The organism is Sphingomonas sediminicola, assembly GCF_049991885.1.
Lineage (GTDB): Bacteria > Pseudomonadota > Alphaproteobacteria > Sphingomonadales > Sphingomonadaceae > Sphingomicrobium > Sphingomicrobium sediminicola.
Map to the genome: position 1 here is coordinate 873250 of NZ_CP178916.1, position 23532 is coordinate 896781.

The 23532-nt window shown below is 62.8% G+C and carries 15 protein-coding genes and 1 tRNA gene; 11 read left to right on the top strand and 5 right to left on the bottom strand.

What is annotated here, in order from left to right; translation table 11 throughout:
* The first annotated feature begins 139 nt into the window (after positions 1 to 139).
* Genes ACMC5O_RS04645 through addB form a run of 5 tightly spaced genes read left to right on the top strand, consistent with a single transcriptional unit; the run spans position 140 to position 7568 of the window.
* Complete coding sequence (locus ACMC5O_RS04645; RefSeq protein WP_187709711.1) at positions 140 to 2497, top strand: PAS domain-containing sensor histidine kinase; 2358 nt, start codon at positions 140 to 142, stop codon at positions 2495 to 2497.
* Positions 2494 to 2928 (top strand): tRNA (adenosine(37)-N6)-threonylcarbamoyltransferase complex ATPase subunit type 1 TsaE, encoded by a 435-nt coding sequence (gene tsaE, locus ACMC5O_RS04650; RefSeq protein ID WP_187709710.1) that lies wholly within the window; start codon positions 2494 to 2496, stop codon positions 2926 to 2928. Before ACMC5O_RS04645 ends, tsaE begins: the two co-directional genes overlap by 4 nt.
* Positions 2925 to 3911 (top strand): aminoglycoside phosphotransferase family protein, encoded by a 987-nt coding sequence (locus ACMC5O_RS04655; RefSeq protein WP_187709709.1) that lies wholly within the window; start codon positions 2925 to 2927, stop codon positions 3909 to 3911. The genes tsaE and ACMC5O_RS04655 overlap by 4 nt, the downstream gene beginning before the upstream one ends.
* The gene (locus ACMC5O_RS04660) at positions 3908 to 4669 is read left to right on the top strand and encodes a nucleotidyltransferase family protein (RefSeq protein WP_187709708.1); all 762 of its coding nucleotides are present in this window, start codon (positions 3908 to 3910) and stop codon (positions 4667 to 4669) included. Before ACMC5O_RS04655 ends, ACMC5O_RS04660 begins: the two co-directional genes overlap by 4 nt.
* Positions 4662 to 7568, top strand: a complete 2907-nt coding sequence (addB, locus tag ACMC5O_RS04665; RefSeq protein ID WP_426693336.1) for a double-strand break repair protein AddB — start codon at positions 4662 to 4664, stop codon at positions 7566 to 7568. Before ACMC5O_RS04660 ends, addB begins: the two co-directional genes overlap by 8 nt.
* 2 nt (positions 7569 to 7570) lie before the next feature.
* Here the strand turns inward: addB and ACMC5O_RS04670 are convergent, their stop codons facing one another.
* Positions 7571 to 7717, bottom strand: coding sequence for a hypothetical protein (locus ACMC5O_RS04670; RefSeq protein ID WP_246444534.1), 147 nt, complete (start codon positions 7715 to 7717; stop codon positions 7571 to 7573).
* Between the two features lie 71 nt (positions 7718 to 7788).
* Here ACMC5O_RS04670 and ACMC5O_RS04675 point away from each other — a divergent pair, with 71 nt between their 5' ends.
* From ACMC5O_RS04675 to putA, 5 genes are all read left to right on the top strand, one after another.
* Positions 7789 to 10581: a UvrD-helicase domain-containing protein gene (locus ACMC5O_RS04675; protein ID WP_426693337.1), complete on the top strand. Its 2793-nt coding sequence runs from the start codon at positions 7789 to 7791 to the stop codon at positions 10579 to 10581.
* On the top strand, positions 10578 to 11201 hold the full coding sequence (locus ACMC5O_RS04680) for a PD-(D/E)XK nuclease family protein (RefSeq protein WP_426693338.1): 624 nt from the start codon (positions 10578 to 10580) through the stop codon (positions 11199 to 11201). The genes ACMC5O_RS04675 and ACMC5O_RS04680 overlap by 4 nt, the downstream gene beginning before the upstream one ends.
* Before the next feature lie 63 nt (positions 11202 to 11264).
* Complete coding sequence (trxA, locus tag ACMC5O_RS04685) at positions 11265 to 11585, top strand: thioredoxin (protein WP_187709706.1); 321 nt, start codon at positions 11265 to 11267, stop codon at positions 11583 to 11585.
* A gap of 212 nt (positions 11586 to 11797) precedes the next feature.
* Positions 11798 to 14533 (top strand): preprotein translocase subunit SecA, encoded by a 2736-nt coding sequence (gene secA, locus ACMC5O_RS04690; protein ID WP_187709705.1) that lies wholly within the window; start codon positions 11798 to 11800, stop codon positions 14531 to 14533.
* A gap of 5 nt (positions 14534 to 14538) precedes the next feature.
* Positions 14539 to 17664 carry a bifunctional proline dehydrogenase/L-glutamate gamma-semialdehyde dehydrogenase PutA gene (putA, locus tag ACMC5O_RS04695; RefSeq protein ID WP_426693512.1) on the top strand — a complete coding sequence of 1042 codons (3126 nt, stop codon included), beginning with the start codon at positions 14539 to 14541 and terminating at the stop codon, positions 17662 to 17664.
* A 150-nt stretch (positions 17665 to 17814) separates the two neighbouring features.
* Here the strand turns inward: putA and ACMC5O_RS04700 are convergent.
* Together ACMC5O_RS04700 and ACMC5O_RS04705 are read right to left on the bottom strand one after the other, a co-directional pair.
* Positions 17815 to 17889, bottom strand: a tRNA-Asn gene (locus ACMC5O_RS04700).
* Between the two features lie 72 nt (positions 17890 to 17961).
* Entirely contained in the window at positions 17962 to 18783 is an 822-nt protein-coding gene (locus ACMC5O_RS04705) for an NAD kinase (protein ID WP_425506902.1), read from the bottom strand.
* Positions 18784 to 18903: 120 nt separating this feature from the next.
* On the opposite strand from ACMC5O_RS04705, the gene ACMC5O_RS04710 reads away from it, so the two are divergent.
* On the top strand, positions 18904 to 19734 hold the full coding sequence (locus ACMC5O_RS04710; protein ID WP_187709703.1) for an EAL domain-containing protein: 831 nt from the start codon (positions 18904 to 18906) through the stop codon (positions 19732 to 19734).
* Here the strand turns inward: ACMC5O_RS04710 and mfd are convergent.
* Entirely contained in the window at positions 19731 to 23228 is a 3498-nt protein-coding gene (mfd, locus tag ACMC5O_RS04715) for a transcription-repair coupling factor (RefSeq protein WP_426693339.1), read from the bottom strand. The genes ACMC5O_RS04710 and mfd overlap by 4 nt on opposite strands.
* Positions 23225 to 23491, bottom strand: coding sequence for a succinate dehydrogenase assembly factor 2 (locus tag ACMC5O_RS04720; protein WP_187709702.1), 267 nt, complete (start codon positions 23489 to 23491; stop codon positions 23225 to 23227). The genes mfd and ACMC5O_RS04720 overlap by 4 nt, the downstream gene beginning before the upstream one ends.
* Between the last annotated feature and the right edge of the window lie 41 nt (positions 23492 to 23532).

Here is a 23532-nt window from a genome sequence, read left to right on the forward strand (position 1 = left end):
GCGAACAACTCGACGGGCGGGAGAAATCCCGCCCGTCTTTTTTTATTTTGCTCCGATGGTTGCGACGGGGCGCTTTCTATCCTTTGCAAGCGTAGCTCAGCGACTAAAGTCATGATCGCTTCGCGAAGTAGGGAGACGAATGGGCGAGCTGGGGGGCTCAGCATGGCTGGCATTGGTGATTGCGGGTCTTTGGCTCGCGATCGCAGCCGCTTTGCTCGTGCTTGCCGTGCGCCGAATGCGGGAAGCTGGGGCAGTCATTGACGCTGCCACGTCGATGGCGGCTCTTCTCGACGTTGCGCCAGCGCGACCGCTTCTCGTTCGACCGGACGGATCGCTCGAAGCGGATCAACGCCTCCTGAGAGAACTCGGGTTGGAGCGCTCCGTTACGCGATGGGCTGATCTTGGCGGCGACGATCAAGGACTGATCGACGAGGACTTGGCCGCGCTGAAGTCTGCAGTGGACGCTTCGGCCCTCTCAGGAACGTCGATACAGCGCCAGGTGAGGGCCTCCGGATCGGACCGCGTGTTCGATGTGCGTGGCGGTCCTGCTCCGGCCCATGAGCCCGCGGGCACCATCCTTCTCTGGTTCTCCGATACCAGCGCAGCGGAGGCGGAACGGTCGAAGTTGTCACTTCGCATCCGGCAGACCGAAGCAGCGTTCGATTCGCTCACTCACCTGATCGAGGCCGCCCCATTTCCAATGTGGTACCGCGGCCCCGATTTACGGCTCGGCCTTGTCAATCGCGCCTTTGTCGAGGCTGTGGAAGCACGCGATGCCTCGGACGTCATTTCCCGGTCGATCGAGCTGGTCGATGCAAGCGGACAGGATAGCGCGCGGGCTTCGGCGGAGGCGGCGCTCGAATCCGGCAGGCTCCAGACACGCATCCAGCCTGCAACAATTCGTGGCGAGCGGCGCGTGATGCGCATTGTGAACGTGCCGCTGACGACAGGCGCGGTCGCCGGCTTCGCGATCGATATCCAGGAATTGGAAGACGCCCGCTCGGAGCTATCCCGCCACGTGCAATCTCAGCGTGACCTGGCCGACCGCATGACCGCGGGCACGGTCCAGTTCGACGCCGATCGCAATGTCAGTTTCTTCAACCAGCCTTTTGCAGTCATGGCGCAGCTTGATCCGGAATGGCTTGCGGAAGCGCCCGAATTTGATCGCGTCCTGGAGCGGATGCGGGAGCGCAACCGCCTTCCGGAGGTCCGCGACTTTCCCGTGTGGAAGGCCGAGAAACGCGAGTGGTTCACCAGTCCTCAGGAGGTCATCGAGGAGGACTGGATTCTCGCCGACGGCGATCACCTGAGAATGGTCGCTCAGCCGCTTCCCGACGGCGGCCTTCGCATGTTCCTGGAGGACCGCACAGAGCAGGTTAGGCTTGCGTCCGCGCGCGATACCTTGTTGCGGGTTCGCGCTGCGACATTCGACAATTTGTTCGAGGCCATCAGCGTCTTCGCTAGCGACGGCCGTCTCTACCTATGGAACAAGAGGTTCCGCGACGTCTGGGATCTTGAGGAAGAACGGCTGACCGAACACCCGCGTGTCGACGAGCTGGTGCCGGCGATGGCTCGGAAACTCGTCAATCCGACCGCTGCCGCCCAGATTCGCGAGATGGTGCGGCACACGACGAATGAGCGCCAGCCCGCGAGTGGCCACATTTCGCTGACGGACGGCAGGCATTTCGAATTCGCGGCGGTACCGCTGCCAGACGGAAATGCGCTCTTCACGATGGTCGATGTGACGGACTCGACGCGCATTCAGGAGGCGCTGCGCGAACGCGCGACCGCGCTAGAGCAAGCCGATCGGGTAAAGACCGACTTCGTCGCTAATGTCAGTTATGAGCTGCGGACCCCTCTGACTTCGATCGGCGGATTCGCCGAGATGCTGGCTGGTGGTTATGCGGGCAAGCTGGCTCCGGCGGCAGCCGATTACGTGAGTGCCATCCTCGAAGCGGTGGACCGCCTTTCGAAGCTGATCGACGACGTCCTCGCGCTAACTCAGGGAACGGCGAGCGGGATCGCTTTGGAGCGCGAGCGAGTGGACCTGTCGGGATTGTGCCGGATGGCGGTCGACACGGTCCAGCCGAGAGCGATCGAAAAGGACCAAAAGCTGGAAGTCGACATTGCGCCCAGCACGGGGTTTGCGTTCGGTGACGTCCGACGCCTCAGGGAATCGATCGAGCACGTGCTTACGAATGCCATCGCTTACACCGACAAGAAGGGTCGCATTCGGATTGAAGCATCGGGCGATGACGAACAGGCCGTGATCCGGATCGTCGACAACGGTATCGGTATCTCCAAGCAGGACCTGCCGCGTGTCTTCGAACGTTTTGACCGGATCAACGAGACTGGTGTCCGCGGCGAGGCTGCGCTTGGCCTTGGCCTTCCACTGACGCGGCAGTTCATCGAGGCACACAGTGGTCATGTCGAGCTGGAATCGAAGAAGGGGAAGGGGACGACCGTGACCCTGACCATCCCGCGCGGAAGCAAATGAATCTTGCGGATGAACAAGCGACCGAAGCTTTGGGGAGGCTGCTTGCCCGTGCCGCGCGAGCCGGGGACGTGATCACAATGTCTGGGCCACTCGGTGTGGGGAAAACTGCGCTGGCACGAGGCTTCCTCGGTGCGCTTGGTCATGAGGGCGAGGCGCCGAGCCCGAGCTTCGCGATCGTTCAGCCCTATGAGGACCTCGAACCGCCCGTCTGGCACGTCGACCTGTTTCGGATAAACGATGTCGGTGAGTTGGAAGAGCTCGGCCTCGAAGCGGCGGCAGACGGCGTTCTACTAATCGAATGGCCGGAAAAAGCGGGCGATCAGGCGTGGCCGCAAGCCCTTGGACTCACCTTGGAATTTGCTGAAGGCAACGCGAGGCGCTTGACAGCGAAAGTCCCGCCTTCATGGCAGTCGCGATGGCCTCCTCAATGATTCCGCCGCCCCACGCGCCCGCATTCCTCGCTTCCTGCGGATGGGCGGGAGCCGAAATCCTGCCGCTCGCAGGCGACGCATCGTTCCGCCGCTACTTTCGGATAGTCCAGGGCGATCGCTCGGCCGTGCTGATGGACGCGCCGCCCGAGCGTGAGGATGTCCGGCCGTTCGTCGCCGTTGCCGAGTGGCTTGCCGAGAAGGGCCTTACAGCGCCGGAAATCCTGGCTCGGGACATTGAACGGGGACTACTTCTGCTCGGCGACTTCGGCGATTGGCGGTTGCGGGAATATCTCGACAGCGAACCGTCGCGCGAGCGCGAGCTTTACGAGCTCGCGACCGACGTTCTCATCCACCTCCACCGGCATGAGCCGATGCCGGGCCTGCCGCCGCACGGTCTCGAACAGTGGCTGGAAGAACTGAAGCTATTCACCGATTGGTATTGTCCGGCGGTAGGATTGTCCGTTGATGCCGGGGCATACCGGGACGCCTGGACGAAGGTGCTCGAGCCGGTTGCGAACGATGGTTTGGCACCAGTTACCGTCCTTCGCGACTACCATGCCGAGAACGTGATGCTGGTGGAAGGCCGCGAGGGTGTGGCCCATTTTGGTCTGCTTGATTTCCAAGACGCTCTCGCGGGCCATCCCGCCTACGACCTTGCGTCCGTACTCGAAGATGCCCGACGCGATGTTCCGCAGGAAATCGAGCGAGCGATGCTCGACCGCTACATTGAGGCAACCGGCAACGGGCAGGATTTCGAGCGAGCTTATTGGACGCTGGCCGCGCAGCGCAACACGCGCATCCTTGGTGTCTTCACCCGCCTCTGGAAGCGCGACAACAAGCCGCACTATACGCATTTCCAGCCGCGGATGTGGGGTTTGCTCGAACGCGATCTCTCGCAGCCCGGCCTGGAGCCGGTTCGCGAATGGTTCGATGCCAATGTCGGCGCGGACTATCGCGTGGCCCCGTGGAAAGAAGCCGCATGACCGCTGCACGCCGTGCACTAAGGCTCCGCGCCGAAGTCGCGGCGGATGTGCCCAAGACAGCGATGGTGATGGCCGCTGGCCTCGGCAAGAGAATGCGCCCGCTGACCGCCACTCGGCCCAAGCCGCTCATCGAGGTCGCGGGCAAGCCGCTGATCGATCATGTGCTGGACCGGCTTCGGGCAGCGGGTGTCGAGAACATCGTCGTCAACGTTCATTATCTTCCCGGTTCGATCGAAGCGCATCTCGCGGCCAAGGCGCAGGACCTGAACGTCACCATTTCCGATGAGCGAGGCCTGCTGCTCGAGACCGGGGGTGGAATGGTGAAGGCGGCTCCGCTGATTCACGACGACCCGTTCCTGGTAGTCAACAGCGATAACCTGTGGGTCGATGGGCCGGCCGATACGCTCAAGCTGCTGGCTTCTCACTGGGATAGCGCGCGGATGGACGCGCTTCTGTTGCTCGTGCCGCACGCGCGAGCCCAAAATCATCGCGGCTTGGGCGATTTCCACATGGACCGGACCGGGCGCCTCCGGCGCCGCGAGAAGTCGCGTGTTGCCCCGTTCGTGTTCACCGGGATTCAAATCGTGTCGAAGGCGCTCCTAAAGGACGCGCCCGACGGAGCTTTCTCAACGAATGTATTCTGGGATCGTGCGATCGAGGCGGGCCGCTGCTTCGGAGCGGTCCACCAAGGCCTGTGGTTCGACGTCGGAACACCGAAGTCCATCGGTGAAACCGAAGCTTTCTTGCAGAATGTCTGACGGCCGCGCTGCGCGCCCTGCCGTTTACAGCATACCGACGCATCGCTCGTTCGCGGATTCGCTTGCGGCGGGCCTGATCGCGAAATTCGGGGACGACCCACTTCGGCTGGCTTCGGGCCGGATCCTCCTTCCGAACAACCGTGCTGTCAGGACGATCACCGATGCGTTCGTTCGGGCGAGCGGATCCGGCCTCTTGTTGCCCCGCCTGATCCCCATCGGTGATCCGGAGCTGGACGAGCGGATCGGCGGCGCGCTCGATCCCGCTGGTGACGAGGAGCCCGTGCCGCCTGCGATCGAGCCGTTGGAGCGAATGGCGATGCTCGCGGCATTGGTGCGCGGACCCGACGAGTCCGCCGCCGAAGCGATGCGCCTCGCTTCCGAGCTGGCCCGAACCATCGACGCCTTGATCATCGAGGAGGTCGATCCCGCAAGGCTCGCCGACGCCGTCGCGGATGCGCCGGAGCTCGCCGCCCATTGGGAGAAGGCGCTGGAGCGATTCCGGGCGGTGCTCGAACGGTGGCCAGCGATCCTCGCCGAGCGAGGACGTATCGATCTGACCGATCGCCGCAATCGCCTGCTTCGACGCACTTCCGACCGCTGGGCTGAAAAACCGCCAACCGGCTTCACCGTCGCAGCGGGCATTACGACGGCTGCTCCCGCGATCGCAGCGGTCTTGGCGCGGGTCGCTCGAATGCCGGAAGGGATGGTCGTTCTTCCGGGCCTCAGCCTAGCCGGGTCAATGTCCGACGAAGAGTGGGATGCGCTTGGCCCGGACGACCGGGGCCGCACCGAGGAAACCCACCCCCAATTTCATCTGAAGGTCTTGCTCGACCGAATTGGCGTCGCGCGAGGAGAGGTCCTATTGTGGCCGTCATCGGGAAGGGCGGCATCACCGGCCGTTCGCACTCGCGCGGTCTCGCATGCGATGACCGCCGCGGATTTCAGCGACAAGTGGAATGGGCTCAAGCCGGCTGAGCGCCGATTGACAGGCATCAAGTCCGCGGAATTACCCGATCCGGCGGCAGAGGCGCAGGCAATAGCGCTGGCAATTCGCGAGGCGCTGGAAACTTCGGGCCGCACTGCAGCGCTAGTAACTCCAGACAGGCTATTGGCGCAGCGAGTCTCGGCGCTTCTCCGCCGTTGGGGGATCGATGCTGACGACAGCGCGGGGCGTGCGCTTTCGCAGCTTCCGCCGGGGACCTTGTTGCTCGCTATTGCGTCGGCGGCGGCTGAGGACCTGGCACCGGTGGCCTTGCTCGCCCTGCTCAAGCATCCGCTGGTAGGCGGTGAGGGCGAAGCTCGCCGCAAATGGGTCGACGATGTTCGCGTGCTCGATCGCGCATTGCGCGGTCCGAGGCCGGCGAGTGGGCTAGAAGGGCTCGACGAGCATTTCGCGCGACAGGAGAAGGAGGTTCGAGGCTGCGTGAAGGCGTGGCAGCGCATCCGCCCTCATTTGGGCAAGCTCGAAGGCCTGAAGTTCGCGGTCACGCTTTCGGACCTTGCCTCTGGAATAGCTGGGGCCGCCAAGCAGCTTGCGGGTGATCGGGTTTGGGCCGGGTTGGATGGTCGCTCCGCGGCCGATCTCTTCGCCCGAATCCAGTCCCTTCCTGATTCAGACCTGGCGATTGCTTCCGAGGACGCTGTCCCGATCATTGGGCAGCTGCTCGACGGCATTCGCATCCGACCACCTTACGGTGGACACCCCCGGGTCTTCATCTGGGGATTGCTTGAAGCCCGTCTTCAACAGGCGGACCTGATGATCTTGGGTGGACTGAACGAAGGCGTATGGCCGTCGCTTCCCTCGCCTGATCCCTGGCTCGCACCCAGAATTCGCGCAAATCTCGGGTTGCCGAACCTCGAGTTCCGGGTCGGGCTTTCGGCGCACGACTTTGCCAGCGCACTGGGAGCGCCACACGTGCGCATTACCCGGGCGCGCCGTGACAGCCGTTCGCCGACGATCGCGTCGCGTCTGTGGCTCAGGCTTCAGGCCATGACCGGTGGCCTTGTGCGCGACACGAGGCTGGAGCGCCTTGCGCTCGCACTGGACGACCCCGGAGCTCCGCGGCCCGTCGACCGTCCGGCGCCGAAGCCGCCGCGTGAACAGCGGCCAACGAAGATCTCGGTCACGTCCGTCGACAGGCTGAAGGCTGATCCGTTCGCATTTTATGCGCAGGCGGTCCTGGGATTGCGCCGTCTCGATCCGGTCGATGCCGACCACAGTGCCGCTTGGAAGGGAACCGCAGTTCACGAGGTTCTCGAGGCTTGGCTTCGCGACGAGGGTTGCGACCCTGCAAAGCTAGTCGACCGCGCGCGGTCTCTTCTCGCGAGCGAGACCATTCATCCGATGCTCCGCGCCCTATGGCAGCCGCGCCTTATGGAGGCGATCCGGTGGATTGAAGAGCAGGAGGTTACGAACCAGGCGCTGGGCCGCCTTCCGATAGCGGCGGAGAAAAGGGGCGAGGTTAAGCTCGATGGAGTCCTGCTTCACGGCAAGGCCGACCGCATCGACCGGTTGCCGGACGGGGCGCTCGCAATTGTCGATTACAAGACCGGCAAGGCGCCCGCGCAGAAGGCCGTCGAGGCCGGCTTCTCTCTGCAGCTGGGGCTACTTGGCCTAATCGCGGAGGCCGGAGGGTTCGAAGGCATATCCGGCCACGCGCGAACTCACGAATATTGGTCGCTCAGCAAATACGGCGACCAGTTCGGCAAATGCGTCCGCCCGGACAAGAAGATGGGTCCGGACGGGTTCCTGGAGCATGCCCACCGCAACTTCAGCGAGGCCGCGCGAAAGTGGCTGACCGGCGTGGAGCCGTTCACCGCTAAGCTGAACCCGGCCTACGCTCCTTATGGCGATTACGACCAGCTGATGCGGCTCGAAGAATGGTACGGCCGCAAATGACGCTATCGGCGCGGCTTCTTCTTGATCTTGGAAGCGTAGAGGAGCGCGGCGACGATGGCGGCCGATCCGATCCCGACCGCGACGCCGGCTTTCACGAGCTTCGACCTGCGCTGCTCGCTGGCGTCATCCCTGTCGTTGCTGTCGGCCATCTCGAACCCCTGAATGCCTTTCTTCCGCGCACATCTATGTTCGACGAGCCGACAATGGAAGCGGAAGGCTGATGGGAAAACGCTTCAAGCCTCTTCCAATTCTCGAGGGAGCGCAGGCCGCGGCGGTCGATCCGAACGTCCATGCCTCGGTGTCGGCATCGGCAGGCTCGGGTAAGACGCAGGTCCTGACCGGTCGAGTGCTCAGCCTGCTCATGAACGGGGCCGATCCAGAATCGATCCTTTGCCTGACCTTCACGAAGGCAGGTGCGGCGGAGATGGCGAACCGCATCGGTGCGCGTCTGGCGGCCTGGGTACGCTTGTCGGATGCTCAGCTTCGCAAGGAACTCTACGCTCTGCGCGGCCCGAACGATCCGGCCGCGCTTCAGCGAGCGCGGCGTCTGTTCGCCAAGGTTTTGGAGGCTCCGGGCGGCCTGCGCATCCAGACGATCCATAGCTTTGCCCAGACGCTTCTATCCGCATTCCCGGCAGAAGCGGGAATAACGCCCGGCTTCAAGCCGATCGAGGGCCGTGCGGAGCAAGAGTTGGCGAAGACAACCTTGGCTGGCTTGCTTGCCGACGCCGAATCTCGCCGCGACGAGCAGCTAATTGCCGACGTCCAGTGCCTCAGCCTCCGTCTAGGCGAGGAAGGGGCCGTCAAATATTTGATGCTCTGCGCCCAATCGCCGGACGCGATGGCCGCGCTCGGATCACCGGAGAAAATCGAACCCGCGCTTCGGCATCTGATGGACCTGCCAGACAGCTCGGTTGAGGACTTTCTTGCTAACCATTGCCATGAGGATCGCTTCGATTGCGACCTTCTCGAAGCAATTGCCGATGCCAACCGCAGGTGGGGCGCGCAAAGCGGCCTCACCTATGCCCAAGCCATCGAAGACTGGCTCGAACTGACGCCGATCGAGCGGGCGGCAGGACTGCAGAAACTTCGCAAAGTCGTCCTCACGGACAAGGGTACCCCACGTGTCTCGACGGGCCAGACGAAAGTGGAGCCGGCCTATGAGGATCATGCGGGCCGCCTCGCGACCCTGATCGGCGATTTGCTCGCGGTGCAGAATGGCGTTCGATTGACTGGCGAAATGGCGGCGGGACTGCGGGCCGGGCAGGCGTTTGCGGCTATTTACACGAAGGCGAAGCGAAGCGCCGGAGTTGCGGATTTCAACGACCTGATCGCTTGGACGCGGCGGCTGCTCGACAGGCCGGGGATGGGCGAGTGGGTTCGCTACAAGCTCGACCGGCGAACCGATCACATCCTTGTCGACGAGTCCCAGGACACGAACCGCGAACAGTGGGAGATCGTTCAGGCGCTTGCTGCCGAGTTCTTCGCCGGAGTGGGAGCGGTCGAGAGCCGTGGTCGGACCATATTCATGGTCGGCGACTTCAAGCAGGCGATTTTCGGCTTCCAAGGTACGGACCCCCAGGAGTTCAAGCGCGCTCGCGATTGGGTTCGGCAGCAGTCCGCGGCACTGCTGGAGGCCGACGAAGATGCGCGGGCCGGCGCGGCGCTGGAATTTCGCGATCTTTCCATCGAGGCGAGCTATCGGTCAGCACCAGCTGTTCTCGACGTTGTGGACGCCGTCATCGGTGATGTTGGCTACCGAAACATGGGCCTTCCCGATCACCCGAACCTTCACCGCGCCCATTTTCATGCGCGTCCCGGTGTCGTCGAACTTTGGAAGCCATTCGCGGTTGAGAACGTCGAGGACAGTGAGGACGGGGAGGAAGGCTGGCTCGGCGAGGAGGCCCGCCTGTATGCCAGCGCGTTGGCCAGGCAAGTGCGGCGCTGGATCGAAGAGGCGCCGATCCTTGCCTCTACGAAACGACCGCTGAGCGCCGGCGATGTGCTCATTCTAGTCCGAAGCCGCGGCGAACTGGCTTCGCTGATCGTCGCGCGCCTTTTCGAAGAAGGTGTGCCCGTAGCGGGTATAGACCGCCTGCATCTCCAGGAGCCGCTGGCCGTCAAGGATCTGCTCGCAGCCGTCGCCTTCGCTGCACAGCCGCTGGACGACCTGAACCTCGCGAACCTGCTGGTTTCTCCCCTGATGGGCTGGAGCCAGGAGCTTTTGCTCGAGCTCGCCTACGGACGGGGAGGCATATCGCTGTGGCAGAGGCTCGGCGAACGCGCCGACCTGAAACCTGAATTCCGGACGGCCCGGGACCAGCTCGGCGAACTCCTTGCGACGGCCGACTTTACGACGCCCCACCGCTTTCTGGAGACCATCCTCTCCGGACCAATGGACGGACGGCGCAAGCTCTATGGTCGCCTCGGTATGGCTGCTCGCGACCCCATCGACGAGCTGCTGGCAAGCGCCCTCGATTTCGAGCATCAGGAAATAGCGTCGCTCGACCGGTTCCTGGCGTGGTTTTCGCGCGGCGAGGTCGAAATCAAACGCGACCCTTCCGCTCCGGCGAATGCGGTTCGAGTAATGACCGTGCACGGCGCCAAGGGCTTGGAAGCCCCCGTCGTAATCCTCGCCGACGCTACCGCCGACCCGGCAAAGCTTGGTGGCACATCGAGGACGCTCGATTTCCCCGTTGCCGGAGCGGGCGAAGTGCCGCTCATTCGGCCCCGCAAAGCGGAACGCGTTTCGCCCTTCTCCGAACTGATCGTCGAAGAGGAAGCGCGGGATCTCGAGGAGCATTGGCGGCTACTTTATGTTGGGCTGACCCGCGCCGAGGAGCGGCTCGTGATCGCTGGCCTGCAGCCGAAGACAAAGGACGGAATCCGTCCCGAGAACTCCTGGCATACGAGCGTCGAGCGGGCACTTGTGTCGCTAGGCGCCCACTGGATCGAGGACGAGCATTGGGGGTCTGCACTTCGTTACCAGGGGGAGTCCCGGCAGGCGCAGTGAAGGCGAAGTCTGTGTCGGCCGCGCTCGCTCGCCCGAGCATTCCGGCGTGGGCGACGACACGCGTGCCTCCTGAAGCGCGTCCCCCGCAGCCGCTCGCTCCTTCGGCAATTGCCGAGGATCGCGAGTCACTGCCGCCTCCGAGCGAGTCCATGCGCCTCGCGGCCGAGCGCGGTACGATGATACACCTGCTTCTGGAACGGCTCGCGGACGTAGAACGATTACAGCGTCACGCTGCCGCACTACGATGGCTGGAGCGAAGCGCAGGGATGACGGATGCAGGTGCCCGCGGCGAAATCGCGGATACTGTCTGCGAAGTCCTGTCGGATCCGCGCTTTTCAGCTCTGTTTGGCGAAAGATCTCTCGCGGAAGCTCCAATAGCGGCAACCATCGCTGACGGGACGGTCGTCGCGGGGACCGTCGATCGTCTGTTGGTCGAAGAACACCGGATTTCGGTTGTCGACTTCAAGACCGGCAAGGTGCCGCAATCGCACGATGCGATTCCAGCCTCCCACAAGGCTCAGATGAGCGCCTATACAGCGGCGTTGCGAGTCATTTTTCCGGGTCGGGAGGTACGCGCCGCCTTGCTCTACACGAGCGGTCCCCAGCTCTTCGAACTGTAGTGTTGAGACTATCGCGCACAGTCCCCATATGCCTGTTAACTTTTGTCACGGAGACATGTTGAAATGGCCACCAAATCCGTCACCGACCAGAGCTTCCAGGACGATGTGCTGGGTGCTTCGGGTCCAGTTCTCGTGGATTTTTGGGCGGAGTGGTGCGGCCCGTGCCGGATGATCGCTCCGGCGCTCGAGGAGATTTCGAACGAACTTGGCGACAAGGTTTCGGTCGTGAAGATCAATATTGACGAGAACCCGGACACGCCGGGCCGCTATGGCGTTCGCGGCATCCCGACGATGCTTCTTTTCAAGGACGGTCAGCCGATCGCACAGAAGGTCGGAGCAGCTCCGCGCAGCCAGATCCAGCAGTGGCTCGAGGGCAACCTCTAGGTCTTTCCGGCGGAATGCATTGAATTAGTCGGGCCCGCGCTTGCCGGGCCCGATTTTTTGCAGTTGGGCCAGGCTGCATTCCAGCGCTCCCATTAAGACTGCCTTTCATTGACTACGCTTAGGGCGCTGCCTACATCGCCCGCCACAATTTGCCGGCTGTGTGGGGGCAGTCGTTCAGGCCCGTCCAAGCGCCCGGCACGTAAAGGATTTCCATGATCGCCGCACTGGCAAAGAGCATCTTCGGATCGGCAAACGACCGCTATGTCCGAGGCCTCGGAAAATACGTCGATGCCGTGAATGGTTTCGAGCCCACGATTTCGGCCATGACGGACGATGAGCTTCGCGGTCAGACCGAGGTTTTTCGCCGCCGCCTGGCCGATGGAGTCAAGCTCGACGATCTGCTACCGGAAGCCTTTGCTACGGTTCGTGAGGCGGCGAAGCGGACGCTCGGCCAGCGGCATTACGACGTCCAGTTGATCGGCGGCATCGCGCTTCACCGTGGCGAAATCGCCGAGATGAAGACGGGCGAAGGAAAGACGCTCGTCGCCACACTCGCGACCTATCTCAATGCGCTACCCGGCAAGGGCGTCCACGTAGTCACGGTAAACGATTATCTCGCCCGCCGCGACGCGGATTGGATGGGTCAGATTTACCGCTTCCTCGGGCTGACGGTGGGCGTGATCGTGCCCAACCTGACCGACCAGCAGCGGCGCGAGGCATACGAAAGCGACATCACCTACGCGACCAATAACGAGCTCGGCTTCGACTACCTCCGCGACAATATGAAATATTCGCGGGAGCAGATGGTCCAGCGGCCGTTTAACTTCGCGATCGTCGACGAGGTGGACTCGATACTGATCGACGAAGCCCGCACACCGCTGATCATTTCCGGCCCGACCGACGACAAGTCGGAGCTCTACGTCTCCGTCGACAAGATCGTGAAGAGCCTAGTCGCCGAAGACTATGACAAGGACGAGAAGCAGAAGTCCGTCGTCCTTACCGAGGACGGCACCGAAAAGGCTGAGCGGATGCTCGAGGAGGCGGGTCTGATCGAGGGCCGCAACCTCTACGACATCGCCAACACGCAGGTCGTCCACCACTTGAACCAGTCGCTGAAGGCGAACGTGATGTTCAAGCGGGACATCGACTACATCGTGAAGGACGAGAAGGTCGTCATCATCGATGAGTTCACCGGCCGCATGATGGATGGACGCCGCTGGTCGGACGGTCTCCACCAGGCAGTCGAGGCGAAGGAAGGCGTCAACATCGAGGCGGAGAATCAGACGCTCGCTTCGATCACCTTCCAGAACTACTTCCGCATGTATCCGAAGCTGTCGGGAATGACCGGCACGGCAATGACCGAGGCGCCGGAATTCTTCGACATCTATCGGATGAATGTCGTTTCGATCCCGACCAACGTGCCGGTGAAGCGCGTCGATGAGGACGACGAGTTCTACAAGAACATCACCGACAAGTTCGCTGCGATCGCGAAGGAGATCAAACATCGGCAGGAGATCGGCCAGCCGGTGCTGGTCGGTACCGTCTCCATCGAGAAGTCCGAAATGCTCTCGGAATTCTTGGAGCGCGAGGGCATCAAACATTCTGTCCTGAATGCCCGCTTCCACGAAAGCGAGGCGCATATTGTCGCGCAGGCGGGTCGCCTGGGAGCGGTTACCATCGCCACCAACATGGCCGGCCGCGGAACGGACATTCAGCTTGGCGGTAACCTAGAATTCCGGATGCAGGACGAGTTCGCGCATCTCGTCGCGGGGACGCCGGAATATGAGGCGCAGGCCGAGAAAGTCCGCGCTGAGATCATCGAGGAGAAACAGCGAGCGCTCGACGTGGGCGGCCTGTTCGTTCTCGGAACTGAGCGCCACGAGAGCCGGCGCATCGACAACCAGCTTCGCGGTCGTTCAGGCCGTCAGGGCGACCCGGGACTGTCGCGCTTCTACCTGAGCCTCGACGATGACCTCCTGCGCATCTTCGGGCCGCAGACGATGTTCGCGCGGCTGATGAACAAGAACCTTGAGGACGGCGAGGCGATCATCAGCCCGTGGATCTCGAAGGCGATCGAGACGGCGCAGAAGAAGGTGGAAGCCCGCAACTACGACATCCGCAAGCAGGTCGTCGAATTCGACGACGTGATGAACGACCAGCGCAAGGTCATTTACGAGCAGCGCGCGGACATCATGGATGCGGAGGACGTCAACGAGGTCGTCACCGACATGCGCGCGGAGACGGTTGCGTCGATCGTGACGGCTTTCTGTCCGCCGGGCACTTATCCCGAGCAGTGGGACAAGGAAGGCCTGAAGGAGAGCGTCGAAGCCGTATTCGGCCTTCAGCCACCAATCGACGATTGGCTCGAGGAAGAGGCGGTCGAGCAGGAATTGATCATCGAGCGGGTCCAGCAGCTCGCAGACGACGCAATGGCGACCAAGCTCAGCGAGCTCGAGCCCGAACGCTGGAACCAGGTTGAGAAGAACATCCTTCTCCAGACCCTCGACCACTTCTGGAAAGAGCATCTGGCCACGCTGGATGCCCTTCGGGCGGTCATCCACCTTCGCAGCTATGCGCAGAAGAAGCCGATCGACGAATACAAGCAGGAGGCCTTCCTGCTGTTTGAGCGCCTGCTGATCTCGATCCGCGAGGAAGTGACGCGGGTGCTCATGCGCGCTCAGGTCCAGTTCCAGGAACCGCCGCCGCTCGAGCTTCCCGATTTTATCACGCAGCACATCGACCCGTTGTCGGGCGAGGACGATACTGTCGACGTGGATGCCGGAGGATCACTCCTGTCGAGCCTCGGCATTTCGTCGCTGAACATCCCGCAGCCGGCTTTGCCGCAGGGTGAGAATGGCGAGACGGTCGAGCAGCCAATCAGCCGTAACTCGCCCTGTCCGTGCGGCTCGGGCAAGAAGTTCAAGCATTGTCACGGCCAGCTGGCCTGACGGCGATGCCGGAACCGGCGCAGGTTGACCGTTCACAGCTGAGGCATGCCTATCGGGCCGACGAGGAATTCGTCGCGCGTGAACGTCTTGCTCAGGCCCGTCTCGACAGCGCCGCTCTGGGCGAGGCGACGGCGACGGCTCGAGCACTGGTGAAGGGCGTTCGCTCGCATAAGCCGTCGGGTCTCGACGCCTTCCTGCAGGCCTATGACCTTGGCAGCGACGAGGGCATCGCGATGATGTGCCTTGCCGAGGCGCTGCTGCGTATCCCTGATGCACACACCGCCGACGAGTTGATCGCCGACAAGCTCTCGGGCCCGGACTGGGCCGAAAAACTGGGCCAGTCGGATTCCTCCTTCGTGAACGCAGCGACCTTTTCCCTGCTCCTGACGGGCAAGGTGCTGGAAGGCGCGTCGGACCGCTCCGACAATTGGAAGGCCGCGCTTGGCCGCGCGGTTGGCAGGCTTGGCGAGCCGGTCGTCCGGACTGCAGTCCGGGAGGCGATGAAGATCCTCGGCCGCAATTTCGTGTTCGGCCGCACGATCGACGAGGCGCTTCGCCGGGCCGCACCCGAACGGTCGCAGGGGCTGACGCATAGTTTCGACATGCTCGGGGAGGCAGCGCGGACGATGGCGGACGCGGAACGGTACGCGGACGCTTACCGCAATGCCCTCGATCGTATCGCCAAGGAGGCCAAGGGAGGCTTCGCGAAGTCGCCGGGAATTTCCGTCAAGCTGTCGGCGCTCCACCCCCGCTACGAATGGAGCCATGCCGAAGAGGCGAAGGCGTTCATCCTGCCGATCCTGCAGGAGCTTGCGCATAAGGCGAGCAAGGCTGACGTCCACCTGACGATCGATGCCGAAGAGGCCGACCGCCTCGAGCTTCAGATGGACATGCTCGAACAGCTACTTTTAAACGACAGCCTGTTCGCAAATGGTTGGGGCGGACTGGGCGTAGCGATTCAGGCGTATCAGAAGCGCGCTCTGCCACTCTGCGAATGGACGGTCTCAGCCGCGCGCGCTCATCGGCGCAAGCTGATGGTCCGCCTTGTGAAGGGTGCCTACTGGGACACGGAGATCAAGGCCGCTCAGGTTGCGGGATTGCCGGACTATCCGGTTTTCACCCGCAAGGTTGCGACCGACGTTTCCTATCTCGCGTGTGCCAAGATCCTGCTCTCTGCAAAGGATGCGATTTATCCGGCGTTCGCCACGCACAACGCCAACACCATCGCCGCCGTGAAGGCGCTCGCTGGCAAGACGCCGTTCGAGTTCCAGCGCCTGCACGGCATGGGCGAGGGGCTGTATGAGGAAGTCGCGAAGCTCGAAAAGGCGATCGGCGACCCGCAGACGCCGGTGCGGATCTACGCTCCGGTCGGTAGCCACAAGGAATTGCTGGCCTATCTTGTACGCCGTCTGCTCGAAAACGGCGCCAATTCCTCCTTCGTCAACCGTATCGCGGACGAGCATGTCAGTCTCGACGACCTGGTTCGCGATCCGGTTGCAGATCTTGAAGCTCTCCAGCCCAAGCGCAATCCGAATATCATCCTGCCGAGCGAACTTTTCGGGAACGGGCGCCGCAACAGCGCCGGAGTCGACCTCAGCGACCCATTGGTGCGCGAGCCGTTGATGCAGCGGCTGAAAAAGCTTGAGGCTCGCAGCTGGTCAGCGAAGCCGGGAATTGGAAAAGGTGAGGGCAGGCCGATCGTCTCGCCGCACGACCATCGGATCACTGTAGGTATGACGTTTGAAGCGACGGCCGATGACGTCGACCGGATGGTTCGTGCCGGGCACGCTGCGCAGGTCGCCTGGGATGCGCTTGGCGGCGAAGCGCGCGCAAAGTTGCTCGAACGAGCGGCCGATCTTTACGAAGAGCATGCGGAGGAGTTCTTCTCGCTCTGCACACGAGAAGCCGGAAAGACCCTGGTCGACGCGGTGCTCGAGGTTCGCGAAGCGATCGACTTCCTGCGCTTCTACGCGTCCGAAGCGCGCCGGCAGTTCACTAGGCCCCTCCCGCTTCCGGGTCCCACTGGAGAGCGGAACGAAATGCGCTTGCACGGCCGTGGGGTGATTGCGGCCATCTCGCCGTGGAATTTCCCCCTCGCCATCTTCACTGGCCTGGTGTCGGCGCCGTTGGCTGCCGGTAACGCGGTTATTGCGAAACCAGCCGGGCAAACGCCGCTAATTGGCGCATTGGCTATCGAGCTGATGCATCAGGCGGGCATTCCCAAGGACATCGTCCAGCTCGCACCGGGCTCGGGCAGGGTAGTCGGCGGAACGCTGACTGCTCATCCGCTGCTTTCGGGCGTCGTCTTCACCGGCTCGACCGAGACCGCGCGGATGATCAACCGCACGCTGGCCGAGCGCGATGGCCCGATCATTCCGTTCGTTGCCGAAACCGGCGGGCAGAATGCGATGATCGTCGACAGCTCGGCTTTGCCCGAGCAGGTGACTCGCGACGTTATCTCGTCGGCATTCCAGAGCGCGGGCCAGCGCTGCTCGGCCCTGCGGGTCCTGTTCGTCCAGGAAGACGTTGCCGACGGCATGATCGAGATGATCGCCGGCGCGATGGAGGCGCTGAAGGTCGGTGACCCGAGTGACCTGACGACCGACGTCGGCCCCGTGATCGACGAGGCTGCAAAGAAAGTGCTCGATGACCACCTCAAGTGGCTCGACAATAATGCGCAAAAGATCTGCCGATTGAACGCGCCAAAGGAGGCTGCGAACGGTTGGTTCGTTCCTCCCGCTTTCTATGAGATTCAGTCGCTAAGCCAATTGAATCGCGAAAACTTTGGTGCGATCCTTCACGTCATCCGCTTTGCCAGCGACAAGCTCGACAAAGTCGTCGAGGCCATCAATGCGACCGGCTACGGACTGACCCTCGGGCTTCAGAGTCGCATCGACACGGTGCGCGATTACGTCGAGGCGCATGCCCACGTCGGCAATTTCTACGTAAATCGCAACCAGATCGGCGCGGTGGTGGAAAGCCAGCCCTTCGGAGGCGAGGGCTTGTCAGGAACGGGCCCGAAAGCCGGCGGGCCGCATTACGTCGCGCGCTTCGCGACCGAGCGGGTCACCTGCATCGACACCACCGCAGCAGGCGGCAACGCTACCCTGATGGCAGCGATCGAGGGCTAAAGCCTCGTTTGTCCCTTCACGGGACACCGGGGAGCGGCAGGAAAGAGCAGCCGTTTTTAGAGGGCGGGGTGGCCTTCCCAGGCACGAACGCGCTCCGCCGGAGCGGTCGGGCGAAAGCCTGGCCGCTCCGTTTGCATTTGCGCGAAAAAATGGCTCCCCGGGCCTGATTCGAACAGGCGACCATTCGATTAACAGTCGAACGCTCTACCGCTGAGCTACCGGGGAGCGACCCGCATTGCTGCAGGGCGAGGCGGCTAGATAGCGAAGCTCACTCCAAAGGCAAGTGCCGTTGACCCTTCAGGTGGCGAATTGCTCCATCGCGATCCGCTCGTCGAGCGCATGCTCCGGATCGAACAGCAATGTGAGCGATCTTTCGCGGTCCAGGCGGACCTCTACCTTCGCGACTTCGCGGACTTCCTTCTGGTCGGCAACAGCGGAAACCGGCCGATTCTTGGCTTCCAGGATCCGGAAACAGACGGCCGTGTCGTCAGGGAGAATAGCGCCCGACCAGCGGCGTGGCCTGAAAGGGCTGATCGGCGTGAGGGCAAGCATCTTGGCCTGAAGCGGAAGGATCGGGCCCCGCGCAGAGAGATTGTACGCGGTCGATCCCGCGGGGGTCGCGACAAGAACGCCGTCACAAGCCAGTTCCGGCAGGGCAACCCGGCCGTTCACCAGGATTTCGATCTTCGCGGTCTGCCGCGTCTCGCGAAGCAGGGATACTTCGTTGATTGCGGCGTGGCGGAAGATTTCTCCCGAAACCGTTGTCGCTGTCATCTGCAGCGGTGCGACGCGGATCGCTTTGGCACCGGCGATGCGCTCGGCGAGGCGGTCCAGCCGCCATTCGTTCATCAGGAAGCCGACCGTGCCCCGGTTCATTCCGAACACTGGCTTCGGTACTCCGGCATCCAGCATCGCGTGCAGAGTCTGGAGCATGAACCCATCGCCGCCGAGCGCCACGAGGGTGTCCGCCTCTTCTTCCTTGGCCCAGGTGTAACGGCGACGAAGCATCGTCTCGGCCGCTTTGGCGACCTCCGTGTGCGACGACAGCAACCCGATCCTCAGGCCGGCAAGGTCGACCTTTTCTTTGCCACCACCGATCTTGGCTGCGTCAGCGCTCAACTGCCGCTCCCTTCTGCTTTCGAGCATAGGGATTTTGGCAGGGCGCGCCACTGTCCCGTTGTGGGGCGAGGCCTTAATGGCCGGTTTCGGCGGGACGACGGGAGCGCTAGCCAATCATCCATGTTGAAGCGGGATGGCGTAGAGACCAGGGAACGCAACGAGGACCGGCGGGAGTCTCCCGTACCTCGGCGGCGCAAGGATGATCTCCTAGCGGCGGTCATTGCTCACCAGCAGATCGGCGTGGTTTTCCAGCCGCAGATCGATCCTGCCAGCGGCGAAGTCGCCGGTGCCGAGGCCCTTGCGAGATGGGATCGTGTTGCTGGAGCAGAACAATTGTTCGCTCGGGCGGCAGCAGCCGGGCTCTCCGAACCCCTTTCGCGCCTTGTTCAATTCAAGGCGTTGCGCGCTGCAGCGGCATGGGAAGGGCCGCTGCGGCGCCTCCGTGTTTCGATCAACCTTCTTCCGGAAGACATACTGCAGGACAACTACGTCGACTGGCTTATCGGCCAGATCAATTCCGTGGGGATCGACCCCAAGAGGGTCACAATCGAGATTACCGAGAATGCCTTGCTCAGCGACCTGGAAGCGGTTGCGGAGCGACTGACGAGAATTCGCCAGGAAGGAATCAAGGTTGCGCTGGATGACTTTGGAACAGGCTACGCAAGCCTTTCCTATCTCGGCAGCCTTCCATTGGACGCGCTGAAGATCGACCGCGGTTTGGTCGCCAGAATTGGCACCAGTGAGCGCGACCGCATCGTCGTTCGGTCGATCTTCTCTCTTGCCCGTGACCTTGGCCTGACCGTCATCGTCGAAGGCGTCGAGTGCACTTCTCAGCTCGTGTTGCTCGCGGAATGGGGCTGCGACCTCTACCAGGGATTCTTGGGCGCCGGGGCGCTCGACGAAGTGGAGCTCTCACGCTTCGTCGCCGTTTCGCAGGCCAATGCCGCCTAGGCGGCCACCGGCTCCTTCGCACGATCACTTGCCGCGGCCACACGCGCCAGCCCAGTTGAAAGCTGCAACGCGCCGTTGAGCCGTGCTTCTGGCGTCGGCCAATCCCGTGAAACAACGAGCTTGCTGTCCGGTCGGAGCTTAGCCGTGCCTTTCAGCCGGTCGATATAGCCGAGGAGGCCCGCGAGATCCGGGAACCCGCCGTCCGCGAAGGTGACGAGCGCACCCTTGGGCCCAACATCAAGCTTGGCGATCATCGCCTTCTTCGAGTTGAGCTTTGTCTCGACGATCTTGAGCAAATTCTGTGTCTCCGACGGAAGCGCTCCGAACCGATCGATCATCTCGGCCGCGAAAAACTCCACGCCTTGCTTGTCGTCCAGCTCGCCGAGGCGACGGTACAAGCCCATGCGCAGGTCGAGGTCCGGCACATAGGTTTCCGGAATGAGGACCGGTGCATCGACGCTGATCTGCGGAGTGAACCCCTCGGGCCGTGGAATGCCGCCGGCCTTCTGCTCGACGATCGCGTCCTCCAGCATCGATTGATAAAGCTCGAAACCGACCTCCTTGATGTGTCCTGATTGCTCGTCGCCGAGCAGGTTACCCGCGCCGCGAATGTCGAGGTCGTGGCTCGCAAGCTGGAATCCGGCACCGAGGCTGTCGAGATTGGCAAGCACCTGAAGGCGCTTCTCCGCAGTCTCCGTGATCGAACGATCAGCCGGGGTCGTGAGGTAAGCGTAAGCGCGAGCCTTCGAACGGCCCACCCGGCCGCGGAGTTGATAGAGTTGGGCGAGGCCAAACCGGTCGGCGCGATGCACGATCAACGTGTTAGCGCTCGGAATGTCGAGGCCACTCTCGACGATCGTGGTCGAAAGCAGCACGTCATACTTGCGATCGTAGAAGGCGCTCATGCGCTCTTCCACTTCGGTCGGCGCCATTTGGCCGTGGGCGGTGACCGCCTTGACCTCCGGCACTTCCTCGCGAAGCCATTCCTCCACGTCCGGAAGATCAGCGATGCGAGGAACGACGAAGAAGCTTTGCCCGCCGCGATAGTGTTCACGGAGCAGTGCTTCGCGAACGACAACTGGATCCCACGGCGTGACGTAGGTGCGGACGGCGAGGCGATCGACCGGTGGCGTCTGGATAACGCTGAGCTCACGGAGACCGCTCATCGCCATTTGGAGCGTGCGCGGGATTGGCGTTGCGGTCAGTGTCAGCACGTGAACGTCGGCTTTCAGCGCCTTCAGCCGTTCCTTGTGGGTCACTCCGAAATGCTGCTCCTCGTCGACAATGACGAGCCCCAACTTCTTGAACTTGATCCCTTTCCCGAGAATCGCGTGCGTGCCGATGACAATGTCGACCTGGCCATTCTCAAGACCTTCACGAGTGCTCCTCGCCTCGGTCGCGGGGACCAGTCGCGACAGCCGCCCAACCTTAATTGGAAATCCTTCAAGCCGCTCCGTGAAATTTCGATAGTGCTGCCGCGCGAGAAGAGTGGTCGGAGCGACGATCGCGACCTGCATTCCTGACATCGCAGCGACGAAGGCAGCGCGAAGCGCGACCTCCGTCTTGCCGAAGCCGACGTCGCCGCAAACCAGGCGGTCCATCGGCTTGCCGGATTCTAGATCCGCAAGGACGTCCTCGATGGCGCGGTCCTGGTCGTCCGTCTCCTCGTAAGGGAAGCGATCGACGAACTGGGGAAAAGCGCTGTCCGCCTCGATCACAACGCCGGGGCGTGTGGCGCGCATCGCCGCGGTCTTGATGAGCTCGCCCGCGATCTCGCGGATGCGCTCCTTCATCCGCGACTTACGGCGCTGCCAGCCTTCGCCGCCAAGGCGATCGAGCGCGACGCCCTCGCTCTCGTTGCCGTAGCGCGTCAGCAGGTCGATGTTCTCGACCGGGACGTAGAGCTTGTTCCCGCCCGCATATTCCAGCGCCACGCAGTCGTGCGGCGCCTTGCCGACCATGATCGATGTCAGGCCTTCGTAGCGGCCGATGCCATGGTCGTTGTGGACGACGAGATCGCCAGGCGAGAGTGTCGCAAGCTCGGATAGGAATGCGGCCGCGCCCTTGCGCTTCTTGCGGCGGCGGACCAGCCGGTCGCCGAGCATGTCCTGTTCGGTGAGGACGGCGACGTCCGGCGCGGTGAAGCCATGGTCGAGCGGCAAGACCATCAGCGCAGGCTGGGTCTTGCTGCCGAGCGCCTCCTGCCAATTGTCGACGAGCTTCTGGGTCTTCAAGCCGTGATCGCCAAGTAGGCCAGACAGGCGCTCGCGGGCACCGACGCTGTAGCTTGCCAGAACGACTTTATGTCCGCTTTTCCGAAGCTTCGAGATATGATTAGAGACAGCTTCGTAGATATTGGCTTGCTGGGTGCGCTCGGGCGTGAAGTCTCGAGCAGTTTCGACTCCGAAGCTGACGATCCTGTCGCTTTCGGGCTCGGGGAATTGTGACGTCAGGTGGATGGGCCGTTCGGCGACGGCTGCATTCCATTCCTCCTCCGTCAGGTAGAGCGCGCCCGGCTCCAATGGACGGTAGCTGCCCGCTTCGCCGGACATCGTCTTGCGACGGTTGGCGTAATAATCGTCGATCGACTCCCGCCGCGCGGCAAGCGCCTGGTCCACACCGGCGTCACGGACGATGATGTCCGCCTCGCCAAGATGATCGAACAGGGTTGTCAGCCGCTCTTCAAATAAAGGGAGCCAATGCTCCATCCCGCTCATTCGGCGCCCGTCCGAGATGGCCTCGTAAAGGGGGTCGCCTGTCGCAGTCGCTCCGAACGTTTCCCGATAGCGAGAGCGGAAACGCTTGATAGTCTCCTCGTCGAGCAGAGCCTCGGACGCCGGCGTGAGCGTGAAGGCCTTGGCTCGGTCCGTCGAGCGCTGGTCGGCGGGATCGAAACGGCGAAGGCTCTCAATCTCGTCGCCGAAGAAATCGAGGCGGAGCGCCATGGTCTCGCCGGCCGGGAAAAGATCGACCAGCGAGCCACGTACGGCATATTCGCCATGCTCGGCGACGGACTCGACCCGCTCGTATCCTAGCGAGCTCAGCTGGGCGACCAGCCGGTTGCGGTCGATGCGCGCGCCCTCTTCGATACGCTGGGTAAGCTGACGTACGCGAAACGGGGTCAGCAGGCGCTGCGTCGCTGCATTCTCCGTAACGACCAATAGCTGAGGACTCGTGGCCTTCAGCTGCAGCGCGTTCAGCGTTGCCAGCCGTTCGGCCATGACGCGCAGGGCTGGGGAGGTGCGGTCGTATGGCAGGCAGTCCCACGAAGGAAGGGTCAGCACTTCCACTTCCGGCGCGAAAAGCGGGACGGTCTCCGCCAGCGCCCGCATTGCCATTTCGTCCGAAGCGATCAGTACCGCACGGCCGCCCTTCGCCGATCCATGCGCCGCGCGAGCGAGATCGGCAGCGAGCACCGGCAGGAAGCCCGGCGGTACGCCGGCAAGAGTCAGCGGTTCGGAAGCGCGGAGGACGTGCTGCAACGTGTCCGTCATCGCGCGCTCCGGATGTAATCGAGAAGCTTCAGGGCATCGATCATGGGACCAGCGAAGCGCTGTGGTGCCTCGGCGGTTCCGATGGCCCAGGCCATGATGTCGACGTCCTGCTCTTCCAGCAAGGCGGAGAAAAGCGCGCGCTCATCAGTGCTCCACGACGCATTGTGAGCGTCGAAGAACCCGCCGATCAGCATGTCCGCTTCGCGCGTGCCACGATGGTGCGCGCGCCAGCGCAGGCGCTTCAATTCCTCGTCTGGAAGCATGCCTGCGATGTAGTGGAGGGATGCCCTCAAAGAAAGTCCGT